At 70.9% G+C, this 11544-nt stretch carries 9 protein-coding genes; 7 read left to right on the forward strand and 2 right to left on the reverse strand.

Annotation, left to right across the window (positions count from 1 at the left end; translation table 11 throughout):
* Positions 1–82: 82 nt before the first annotated feature.
* From ACFXGX_RS37435 to ACFXGX_RS37460, 6 genes are all read left to right on the forward strand, one after another.
* Positions 83–919 carry an EamA family transporter gene (locus ACFXGX_RS37435; RefSeq protein ID WP_384800999.1) on the forward strand — a complete coding sequence of 279 codons (837 nt, stop codon included), beginning with the start codon at positions 83–85 and terminating at the stop codon, positions 917–919.
* Between the two features lie 26 nt (positions 920–945).
* Positions 946–1593, forward strand: a complete 648-nt coding sequence (locus ACFXGX_RS37440; protein WP_384801002.1) for an FMN-binding negative transcriptional regulator — start codon at positions 946–948, stop codon at positions 1591–1593.
* 70 nt (positions 1594–1663) lie between these two features.
* Positions 1664–2362: a B3/4 domain-containing protein gene (locus tag ACFXGX_RS37445; RefSeq protein WP_384801005.1), complete on the forward strand. Its 699-nt coding sequence runs from the start codon at positions 1664–1666 to the stop codon at positions 2360–2362.
* A 138-nt stretch (positions 2363–2500) separates the two neighbouring features.
* Positions 2501–5011, forward strand: coding sequence for a lysylphosphatidylglycerol synthase domain-containing protein (locus ACFXGX_RS37450; RefSeq protein WP_384801007.1), 2511 nt, complete (start codon positions 2501–2503; stop codon positions 5009–5011).
* Between the two features lie 272 nt (positions 5012–5283).
* A complete protein-coding gene (locus ACFXGX_RS37455) occupies positions 5284–7815 on the forward strand; it encodes an ABC transporter substrate-binding protein (RefSeq protein ID WP_384801010.1) in 2532 nt (843 codons plus the stop codon).
* A gap of 161 nt (positions 7816–7976) precedes the next feature.
* Positions 7977–8768, forward strand: coding sequence for a hypothetical protein (locus tag ACFXGX_RS37460; RefSeq protein ID WP_384801014.1), 792 nt, complete (start codon positions 7977–7979; stop codon positions 8766–8768).
* Between the two features lie 151 nt (positions 8769–8919).
* Here the strand turns inward: ACFXGX_RS37460 and ACFXGX_RS37465 are convergent, their stop codons facing one another.
* Entirely contained in the window at positions 8920–9624 is a 705-nt protein-coding gene (locus ACFXGX_RS37465) for a Clp protease N-terminal domain-containing protein (protein WP_384801017.1), read from the reverse strand.
* A 65-nt stretch (positions 9625–9689) separates the two neighbouring features.
* The gene (locus tag ACFXGX_RS37470; RefSeq protein ID WP_384801020.1) at positions 9690–10700 is read right to left on the reverse strand and encodes a sigma-70 family RNA polymerase sigma factor; all 1011 of its coding nucleotides are present in this window, start codon (positions 10698–10700) and stop codon (positions 9690–9692) included.
* Between the two features lie 223 nt (positions 10701–10923).
* Between ACFXGX_RS37470 and ACFXGX_RS37475 the strand changes: the two genes are divergently transcribed.
* Positions 10924–11508 carry a dihydrofolate reductase family protein gene (locus ACFXGX_RS37475; RefSeq protein ID WP_384801023.1) on the forward strand — a complete coding sequence of 195 codons (585 nt, stop codon included), beginning with the start codon at positions 10924–10926 and terminating at the stop codon, positions 11506–11508.
* Positions 11509–11544: the final 36 nt, after the last annotated feature.

An 11544-nucleotide genomic window follows, 5' to 3' on the forward strand; every position in this document is an offset into this window, starting at 1 on the left:
CACCACACGGTCGTTTGGTTGACACGGGTCGGTCGGTGCGTTGTACGGTGTAGTCGTTCCATTGATAGTAAGGGATGTACCCGTGATCGCTCTGCTGCTGGCCCTGGGCAGCTCCCTGGCCTACGGATGCGCCGACTTCTTCGGCGGTCTCGGCGCCCGCAAGGCCCATGTCCTGCGCACCGTGATGATCGCCGCCCCGGCCTCGCTCACCGTCGAACTGCTGCTGTGGCCCTTCCTCGGCGCCTCCTTCTCCCCCGCGACCCTCGCCTGGGGCGCGGCGTCCGGCCTCGCGTCGGCCGCCGCGTTCGCTCTGCTCTACCGCACGCTGGCGATCGGCCCGATGAACGTTCTCTCGCCCCTCACCGCGCTCGTCTCGGCCGTGCTGCCGGTCGGTGTCGGGATGCTGCAGGGCGAGGACCTGGGCCCGGCCGGGCTGATCGGACTGCCGCTGGCGCTGGCGGCGGTGGTGCTGGTCAGCGCCGGTGGCGGCAAGGGGCCCGCGCGGCCGTCGCGCACCTCGCTGCTGCTGGCCTTCGGCGCCGGGGCCGCCATCGCACTGCAGCTCGTCTTCCTGCACCAGGCGCCCTCGGACAGCGGCGTCGGACCGCTCGTCGTCGGCCGCGCGGTCTCCTCCGCCGTCGTTCTCGCCGCGGCCGGGCTGACGCGCCGCCGCCTGGGCTCGGAGAAGCCCGCGTACGGGATGTCGATGGCCGCCGGTGTGCTGGACTCGGTGGCGAATCTGCTGTTCCTGCTCGCCGCCCGCAGCGGCGACCTGGCCGTCGTCGCCGTGATCACCGCCCTGTACCCGGCCGGCACCGTCCTGCTCGCCCGCGGCGTGCTCGCCGAGCGGATCCATCGCGGTCAGCTCGTCGGCCTCGGCACCGCCGCCGTGGCCGTCGGCCTCCTCGCCCTCACCTGACCCCGTACGCGCCCGGAAGGACCCGCATGTTCATCCAGCCCTGGGACGCAGCCCTCGACGACGCCGAGTGGCAGACCTGGATCGCCGACGGCCACGACTTCGGCATCCTCAGCGTCAACGGCGTGCCCGGAGAGGCACCCGCCGTCGTGCCCACGCACTTCGTCGTCGACGACGCCTGCCTGCTCGTCCATCTCGCCCGCCCCAACCCCGTCTGGAGGGCGATCGAGGCCGATCCGAACGTCACCTTCACCGTCACCGGCGACTACGCCTTCATCCCCGGACCCTGGCGCGCCAAGCCCGACACCGCGCCCACCGACGGCGTCCCCACCAGCTACTACGCGGCCGTCCAGTTCACCTGCCGGGCGACGATCGTCGACGGACCCGAGGCCAAGGCCGAGCTGCTGCGCCGCCAGATGGCCCACTTCCAGCCCGAGGGGGACCACGCCCCCATCGAGTCCGGCCGGCCTCCCTACGGACGGATGCTGACCGGCATCCGTGGCATGCGCCTGGACGTCACCGAGGTTCGTGCGAAGTTCAAGTACGACGACCACAAGCCCGTCGAGCAGCGCACCGGCACCGCCCGCCGGCTCACCGAACGCGGCACCGGCCTGGACACGCCCACCGCGACCCAGCAGCTCCGCCGCCTGGACCGCATCGGGCCCTGGGCACCCTGACCGGGACCTCGTCCACCACCGCTTCCACCTCGGCCTCCTCCTCTCTCCCCTCCCCGGAACGGACCCCCGGATGACCACCTTCCGCATCAGCCCAGCCGTCGCCGCCGACTTCCCCGACACCCTCATCGCCGTCGTCACCGCCACCGGTCTGCGCGGTGACGAACCCTGGCCCGCCACCACCACCGCCCTCGATGACCTGGAGCGGCGGCTCGCCGACGCCACCTGGGCGCCCGCCGACGAGACCGATCCACGTATCGAGGCGTGGCACACCGCCTACCGGTCCTTCGGCACCAATCCCCGCCGTACCCGGCCCAGCGTCGACGCCCTCGGCCGCCGCCTCGCCAAGAAGGGCGCCCTGCCGCGCATCAACGCGGCCGTCGACTCGTACAACACCGTCTCCGTCCGCCACGGACTGCCCGCCGGTGCCTTCGACCTCGACCACGTCACCGGCGATGTCGAGATCCGCTACGCCGAAGGCGGCGAGACCTTCACCCCGCTCGGCGAACCCGACACCGTCGAGAACCCCCGCCCCGGTGAAGTCGTCTACGCGGACACCATCGACGTACTCACCCGGCACTGGAACCACCGCGACGCCCACCGCACCCGCGTCACCCACGACTCCACCCACGTCGCGTTCATCCTCGAAACCGTGCATGCCACCCGCGACGGCCACCTCGTCGAGACCGCGGCGGCCGAACTCCAGGAACTGCTCGCCCCGCACGCGACGCGGACGACGGTCGACTACCTCGGCCCGGACACCGGCGCCTGAACCGCCGGCCCTCTCCCCCGCCGCGAAGTCGACCATGACGTCGAAGCGGGCGGGTAGGGTACGTCGGGCAAATGGGGGCGGTTCGGTGAGGACGAGCCGTACGGGAGAGGACGTCACCGGACCGTTGAGGCCGAACCGTTGAACCGACCGAGCCTGAAGCCTCCCACGGTCCGCGCTGTCGACCAGGCCGACGACGAGCCGCCGCTCGCGGCCCGGTCCCGCCGTCCGGACGACCTGCTGCGCCTCCTCATAGGCGTGCTCGGCATCGCCCTTCTCCTGATCGTGGCCTGGGGCGCGCACGCCACCACGTCCGGTGTCGAGCACGACGTCTCGCGCACCACCACCCACACGTCCCGCCTGCTGACCGGCTTCCTCGGCCGACCCGCCAACCTGGCCCTGCTGCTCGTCCCGGTCGTGTTCGCCGTCGAACGGCTGATCCGGCGGGACGGCTCGCGCGTGCCGGACGGGGTGCTCGCCGCCGTCCTCGCGCACGCCGTCGCACTCGGCACCGGCCTGTGGGTGACGACCCTCGCGCCCTTCGCCGTCCACGACGCGCTCACCCGGGCCGCGCCCGACGGCGGCATCACCGACCCGGTGCACGGATATGCCGCCCCTGCCGTCGCCTTCATGACGGCGGTGGGCATGGCGCGGCGCCCCCGCTGGCGGGCGGTGCTGTGGGCGGTGCTCGTACTGAACGCCCTCGCGATGCTGGCCGGCGGATACACCACGCTGTCCTCCGTGGTGCTCACGCTGCTGATCGGCTGGAGTGTCGGCTGCGGCACCGTCTACGCCGTCGGCTCACCGAACGTACAACCCACCGCTCTCTCGCTGCCGTCGGCACTGCGGCGGGCCGGCTTGGCGGCGGTCACCGCCCGGCGACTGGTCGACCATCCCGAGTCCTCCCCCGCCGAGCGTGGCCGCCGGTACCGCGTCGTCCGCGAGGACGGTTCGCCGCTCGACGTCACCGTCGTCGACCGGGAGCAGCAGGCGCAGGCCTTCATGCACCGTGCCTGGCGCCACCTGGTGATGCGTCCGATCAGTGAGCGCGGCAGTCTGCAGTCCCTGCGCCAGACGATGGAGCAGGAGACGCTGCTGGCGTACGCGGCGGTCGCGGCAGGGGCGCGCACGCCGAGGCTGATCGGCGCCTACGAGCTCGGCCCCGACGCGGTGATGCTCGTCCACGAGCACATCGAGGCGCGCACCCTGGACCTGCTGGCCGACGACGAGATCGACGACACGGTCCTGGACGGGATCTGGGACCAGGTCCGTACGCTCCACGCGCGGCGCATCGCGCACCGGCGGCTGACCGGGGACGCGCTGCTGGTGGACGACTCCGGCGCCGTCCACATCACCGAACTGGGCCGCGGCGAGATCGCCGCCGGGGACATCCTGCTGCGTCTGGACACGGCCCAGTTGCTCACGACGCTCGCCCTGCGGGTCGGCCCCGAGCGTTCGGTCGCCTCCGCGACGCGGATCCTGGGACCCGACGCCGTCGCCGTCAGCCTGCCGATGCTCCAGCCGATCGCGCTCAGCCGCTCGACCCGTGCCACGCTCCGCCGGCTCGCCAAGGAACGTACGGAACGGGAGCACCAGGAACTGTCACGGGCCGTCGACGCCGCGGACGAGGGCCCCCTGGAGGACACCCACGAGGACGACGATCTCGCCCGGATCCGTCGGCAGGTGCTGCTCGTCCGCCCGCAGGCCGCCGTCGCACCGGCCCGATTGGAGCGGATCAGGCCGCGCACTCTGGTCACCCTCGTCGGTGGTGTCACCGTCGCCAGTTATCTTCTCTCCCAACTGGTCACACTCGACTTCGGTGCGCTCGTCGAGCAGGCGAACTGGACCTGGGCCGTGGTCGCGCTGGCGTTCTCCGCCCTGACCTATGTGGCGGCGGCGATGAGTCTGCTCGGATTCGTCCCGGAGAAGATCCCGTTCGGCCGGACCGTCCTGGCCCAGCTCGCCTCGTCGTTCGCGCTGGCTCCGGCGGCCGTCGGCGGTATCGCGCTCAACACCCGTTTCCTGCAGCGCAACCGGGTGCGGCCCGGGTTCGCGGTGGCGAGCGTGGGCGCCTCTCAACTGGCCGGTGGCGTCGGCCACGTGGTTCTCCTGCTCGCCTTCGGTTATGTGACGGGCACTCAGGACACCGCGTTGCTCTCGCCGTCGAGCGCGACCCTGGTGATCGGCGGACTGCTCGCCGTCACCGCACTCGTGCTGGCGGTCGCCGCCGTTCCGCGGCTACGTCGATTCGCCACCACGCGGGTACGGGCCCTGTTCTCGGGTGTCCTGCCGCGCCTGCTCGATCTGTTGCAGCGGCCCACCAAGCTGGTCACCGGGTTCGGTGGCATCCTGCTGCTCAATCTCTCCTACATCGCGTGCCTGGACGCCTCGGTACGGGCGTTCGGCCACTCGCTCGGCTTCGCACCCCTGGCTTTCGCCTATCTCGTGGGCAGCGCCGCCGGTTCTGCCATTCCCACACCGGGCGGAATCGGTGGCGTCGAGACGGCTCTCGCCAGCGCCCTCACCCTGGCGGGACTACCGGCGGCGACCGCGTTCTCCGCGGTGCTGCTCCACCGTCTGCTCACCTTCTGGCTTCCGGTGCTCCCGGGCTGGGTCGCCTTCAGCCATCTGGTCCGCAAGCAGTTGCTCTAGGACCTGTCCGGGCGACGGTCAGGCGCCGGCCGGCGGTCAGGCGTCGGCCGGCGGCCGGGCGCTGGGATCGCCGTAGCCAGCAACTCCTTCCCGCAGGCGGTCGTCCCGCTGATCGCCGACGACCTGGACGAACGACCTCGCCGTCCCCGGCTTCGCAAACGTCGGAGCCGCCAACTCCCCTGCCCGCGCCCCGTCCTCCCTCTCACACCCAGAGACATGATCAAGCCATTCTTCCTTCACACGAACGGCACAACAGGACCTAGAGTGTGCGCGTGACCGAGCAGAATTCCGAACTCATCGCAGGCCGCTACGAGCTGGTCGAACGCATCGGCCAGGGCGGTATGGGCCGGGTCTGGCGCGGCCTGGACCAGCAGCTCTTCGGACGCGAGGTCGCCGTCAAGGAGATCCTCTTCCCGCCGGGGATGGAGGAACGCGACCGCGCCACACTGCTCGGGCGCTTCGCCGCCGAGGCCCGCGCCGCGGTGACTCTCAGCCACCCCGGAATCATCACGATCCATGACGTCGTGGAGCACCAGGGCGCCCCTGTGATCGTCATGGAGTTCATCCGCGGCGAGTCGCTGGCCGCCGCCATCAGCGGGCAGGGCCGGCTGCCCGTGCGGCGGGTGGCCGAGATCGGCGCCGCCATGCTCGACGCCCTCGCCGAGGCGCACGAGGCACGGATCGTCCATCGCGACATCAAGCCGGACAACGTGCTCCTGACGAAGGACCGGGTCGTCCTCACCGACTTCGGCATCGCGCACCTCGCGGACGCCACGACCAAACTGAGTCACAGCGGGATCGTCATCGGTACGCCGCAGTACATGTCCCCGGAGCAGTTGGAGGGCAAGCGCCCGACCCCCGCCAACGACCTGTGGGCGCTCGGCGCCACCCTCTACCACGCCGTCGAGGGGCTGCCTCCGTTCGAGGCGGAAGGGCTCCACGCCCTGGCCGTGGCCATCTTCACGCGCCCGCACCGCCCGCCGGTCCACGCCGGGCCGCTCGCGCCCGTACTGGAGGCGCTGCTCGCGAAGGATCCGGAGCAGCGGGTGGGCGCCACCGAGGCCGCCGGGATGCTGGCGTCGGTGCTGCGTTCCTTCCCCGCGCGGGACGACGCGGCCGCCGAGCGGGACCCAGGGCCTGAGCCGGAGCCCGAGCGCGATCCGGAGCCCGAGCGCGATCCGGAGCCCGAGCGCGATCCCGTCCCGGACGCGGCGACGGAGCAGGGGCCGCCTTCCGTGCCCCCGAAGCCTCGTAAGCCTCCCACGGTCGGAACGCCGGGTGTGCCGCATGAGCCCACGGTGCTGGACTCCGGAGCGGCCCCGGCCGACCCCCGGATCCCCGGTCCGGACCACGACCCTGCCCCGGACAAGGACAAGGACAAGCACAGGGACGAGGGCAAGGACGAGGCCAAGGACAAGGAGACGGTCCCTGACCGGCCGACTGACCCGCCGTCGGTCCCCGTACCCGTGCCCCCGACCGACGACGTGGTCACGCTGGGGACGACGGCCGAGATGGAGACGGGCGAGCGGAAGCCCGTACGGGCGCGCGCCCTCACCCGGCGCTCGGTGGTCCTGGGCGCGGCACTGGCCACGCTCGCGGCCGGTTCCGCCCTGACCTGGACGCTCTCGGGAGATGACAAGAAGCCCGGCGCCGGCGGATCGGCCGGCAGCGGCGCCTCGGCTTCCGCCGTGACGGTGGTGATCGGAGTGGACGCCCCCGTCACCGGCGGAATGTCCTCGATGGGACTCGGCATCCGGAACTCCGCCGAACTCGCGGTCAAGACCGCGAACAAGAAGCGGCTCGTCCCCGGTGTGAAGTTCGAGATCAAGACCCTGGACGACGCCTCCGACCCCGTCAAGGGTCAGCGGAACGCGGCCGGTTTCGTGTCCGACGCGAAGGTGCTGGGCGTCGTCGGGCCGTTGAACTCCAGCGTGGCCCGGACGCTGGTGGCGCCTCTGGACCAGGCGGACCTGGTCAGCATCTCACCGGGCAACACCGCTCCCGAGTTGACGCTGGGCACCGACTGGGCCGCGGGCACCAAGTCCCGCCCGTACGACACGTACTTCCGTACCGTGGCCACGGACGTGGACCAAGGCCCGTTCGCCGCCCGCCACCTCCACACCGAGGCCGGGAAGAGCAAGCTGTACGTCATCGACGACAAGAGCGTCTACGGCACCGGTCTCACCTCCGGCTTCACCGCCGAGTTCGAGAGGCTCGGCGGGACCGTGGTCGGTACGGAGCAGGTCGATCCCGGCCGGACCGAGTTCTCCGACCTGGTCGCGAGCGTCCGGGAATCGGGCGCCGACGCCGTCTACTTCGGTGGCTACTACGACACCGCGGGACCGCTCTCCAAGCAGCTCAAGCAGGCCGGGACCGACATCCCCCTGATGGGCGGCGACGGCATCCTCACCGAGGGATACGTCACGTCCGGCCCGAAGACCGACGGCGACCTCGCCGTCAACATCGGTGTGGCCGCGGAAGATCTGGCGGGCGGAGCGGACTTCGTCACCCGGTACGACGAGGCCGGGTACAAGGACACGGCCAACTGGTACGGACCGTACGCCTACGACGCGACCTGGAGCCTCATCGAGGCCGTCAAGTCCCTCGTGACGGCCAACGGCGGCACTCTCCCCCAGAACGCCCGAGCGAAGATGCAACAGGCCGTGTCCCGGCTCGACTTCGACGGTGTCACCGGCCACGTCGCCTTCGACGAGTACGGCGACACACGCAACCGGGGCCTCACGGTGTGCTCGGTGGCCGGCGGCCGCTGGTCCACCGTCACCAGCGGAGCCACGCCTTCCTGACGTCCACGGGCCGAAGGGCCGATACGCGTACCCGTCACGGAAGTTGAAAGCCGGTCCGAACACCAGGGCAACCGCGACCGGCTCCTGGGTGTCTAGGCAGCGACACGTCATCCGGTTCGCCGTGGGGGACGGCGAGTCCCGCGATCCCGAAGGGGGATTCCATGCGCATCCGCCCGGCCACCGCCGCCGCACTCCTCGCCACCACCCTCTCCGCATCGGTGGTACCGGCAGCCGCCCATGCGGCGGACGCGGCCACGCCCAGCGACACCATGTTCTCGAACGTCGTCGTCGACGGCGGCAAGGACATCGTGCTCGGCCTGACCACCAAGAAGACCGTCACGATCACGTGGACAGCAACGGACCCGGACGGTGTGGCCGCTTCCTGGGCCTACCTGTGGCACGGCCCCGACACCGATGACGCCGACGGCCGACTGCCGCTCTACGCGCCCGCGGGCACGTGCACGGTGTCGCCCACCGACCGTGCCACCTCCACCTGCAAGGTGAGCTTCGGTGTGGACGCCGCGCGGGACTTCGACGACATCGGCCTCGCCGGGACCTGGAAGGTGCTCGCGGAAGCACAGGACACGAACGACGACTGGACAGCCGTCGATGTCGCCGGCACGGCGCGGTTCAAGCGATACGCCAAGGTCACGGTGAACGCGTCGCCCGAGCCGGTGAAGAAGGGCAGGACCATCACGGTCACGGGCAAGCTGAGCCGCGCCAACTGGGAGACCGGCACCTACACCGGTTATGAGGGCCGGTCGGTCCAACTCCAGTTCCGCAAGAAGGGGAGCAGCACCTACACGACGCTCAAGACCATCACCAGTGGCGGCAGCGGCACTCTGAAGACCACCACGAAGGCCACGGCGGACGGCTACTTCCGCTTCGTCTTCTCCGGCAGCTCCACCACCGGCCCGGCCACGGCCGCCGGGGACTTCGTCGACGTCAAGTGACGACGCCGGGGCCTCGACCAAGTCCTCCGCCTCCCGCCCGCCCGTCCGTCCCGGTCCGCCCCTACCGGGACGCGCGGGACGGACTGGGCAGACGGAACCGACCGGGCGGACGGGGGCCGGCACCCTTCGCATCGAAGGGCAGTTCGTCTCGCTACTGCTCGTCGCGCGTGGCGACCCGTGCGGCGACCTCGGTCCTGACCGTCTCGCGCAGTTCGTCCGGCGTGAAGCCGAAGGTGCGCAGGACCTGCGCGGCCGTGCTCTCCTCGGCTCGGATCAGGCCCAGCAGCATGTGCTCCGTGCCGACCCATTCGTGCCCCAGGTCGACCGACGCGTGGCGCGCCTGCTCGATGGCCTCCTTGCTCTCCGGGCGGAAGGCGATGTGACCTCGCAGCGCCTTCTCCCCGGCCGGCGGCAACGCTTCCTCGATCGCCGCGCGGACGCGCTGCTCGGACTCGGCTTTCGCCAGCAGCAACTCGCATGCCAAGCCCTGTGGTTCGCCGAGCAGGCCGAGCAGAAGGTGTCCGGTGCCGATGAAGTCGTGCTTGTACGTCCGGGCGGCTTCCTGCGCCAGCACGATGCTGTGCCGGTTGAGGTTGGTGAACCGCTCGAACGGCGCGGGCGCGTGCCGTTGCTGAGCGGCCTGCTTGGAGACCCCGATGGCGTCGCCGATCTGGGTCCAGGACGCGCCGGTCCGCTTGGCCTTGCTGACGTAGTGGTCGATGAGCTGGTCACCGAGGTCGGACAGCGTCTGGGCACGAAGACGCGCCTCGCTGATGCGGGCCAGTTCGTCGGCTTCGGGAAGTTCCTCGTCGAGTCGGGCGATCAGATCGGCGAGGCTGATGTCGAGTGGACTCATGCGTCAATCTTAAGTTGACGATCCCCAATCGTCAACTTGTAATTGACGCTACTCGAAGGCTCCGGTCATCGGCTCGGGAGGGAGCGGGGCAGCCCGAACCAGGGAAGCACGCTGTTGTCGAATCGGGTCAGGGCGCGGATCCGATCGCCTGTGAGCGTGAGGACGTAGAGGCCGACCCCGTGGCTGATGCCGTCCGGGGTGCGCAGGTAGGCCCCGAACGCCGGCTGGCCGTTGGCTCGCGACGGGACGAGGTCGAACCTGCGGCCGGCGTCGAACAGAGCGGCGCAGAAGCGGGCCACGACGTCCCGGCCCTGGTATTCGAAGGGCATCGGCGGCATCGACATGAAGACGTCGTCGGTCAGGAGGTCCACCAGCGCGTCGACGTCCGCGGACTCCCACGCGCGGACGAACCTCCCCACGATCGCGTCCTCGGACGGTGAGCCGGCGGCGGGAGGTGGCTGGTGTCCGGCGGCCGACGGCTGGTCCCTTCGCAGTCCGGCGCGTGCTCGTTTGAGGGCGCTGTTGACGGAGTCGACGCTGGATTCCAGGATGTCGGCCACCTCGCTCGCCTTGAAGCCCAGCACGTCGCGCAGGACGAGGACGGCGACCTGGCGGGGCGGCAGGAGCTGAAGGGCGGTCACGAAGGCCAGCGAGACGGATTCGGTCCGCTCGTAACGGGCCTCCGGGCCGAGCGGCGCCTCGGCCGCGTCCTCCAGGAGGGAGCCGGGATACGGCTGCAGCCATACGATCTCGCCGAGCCGGGTCGGCTCGGGCGGTTCGACTCCGGGCACGTTCCACTCCTTGGCCGGGCGCCGGGCCTCCGCGCGGCGCGCGTCGAGACACCGATGGGTCGCGATCCGGTAGAGCCAGGTGCGCAGCGAGGCGCGTCCCTCGAACCCGCCGAGACTCTGCCAGGCGGTGAGCAGGGTGTTCTGGAGGGCGTCCTCGGCGTCCTCGAAGGATCCGAGCATGCGATAGCAGTGCACCTGGAGCTCTCGGAGGTGCGGCTCGGTCAGCTCCCTGAACGCGTCGCCGTCCCCGGCCCGCGCCCTCTCGATCAGATCGGCTGCCTTCATCGTCACCGTCTCCTCATTCCGAGCCCCGTCCGCTTCCGAGCCCCGCCACTTCCAAACCCTGCCGCTTCCGAGCCCCGCCGCTTTCGAGCCCCGCCACGCTTCCATCCTGTACAGGCGCCGGCCGGCCGGAGAACTGGGCGGTCGGGCGGCGCCCAGTTCTCGTCCCGGCCGACGCCTGCATCTACGTGGTCGTCGACAACGTAGGCGCGAGGAGGGATCGGACATGGGAAAGATCGTGATGAGCGGGCCGCAGAACGTCTCGCTCGACGGAGTGGTCCAGGACCCGGACGGTGCGGAGGGCTTCGAGCTGGGCGGCTGGTTCCCCCGGTTCGGGGGCGGGGATCTCGCAGAGTGGAACAAGATCGCGCTGGAGGAGGCACTGCAGGCGGAGGCCTGGCTGCTGGGCCGCAAGAGCTACGAGTTCTTCGGGGTGCGGTGGCGGCCCCGGAACGGCGAGCTGGCCGACCGGTTGAACAGCATGCCGAAGTACGTCGTGTCCTCGACCCTCGAAGAACCCGACTGGGAGAACTCGACGGTTCTGCGGGGCGACGTCGTGAGCGAGGTCTCGAAACTGAAGCGAGAGCTGGACGGAGAGATCGTCGTCCCCGGCAGCCATCGGCTCGGTCGTACGCTGATCGAGGCCGGCCTGGTCGACGAGGTGCGGCTGGTCGTCTTCCCGGTCGTGCTCGGGGCCGGCGAACGGTTCTTCGGCGAGGCCTGCGGCACGAAGCCCCTGCGCCTGGTGGAGGCAAGGACCATCGGCGACGCCCTGGCCTTCCTGACGTACGAGTTCGTCCAGAGCCCCTGAGGCCGACCTGGAGCCCGCGGTCGCGGTGTCCGGCGT

Source organism: Streptomyces sp. NPDC059371 (genome assembly GCF_042751995.1).
In the GTDB taxonomy this organism is placed as follows: domain Bacteria; phylum Actinomycetota; class Actinomycetes; order Streptomycetales; family Streptomycetaceae; genus Streptomyces.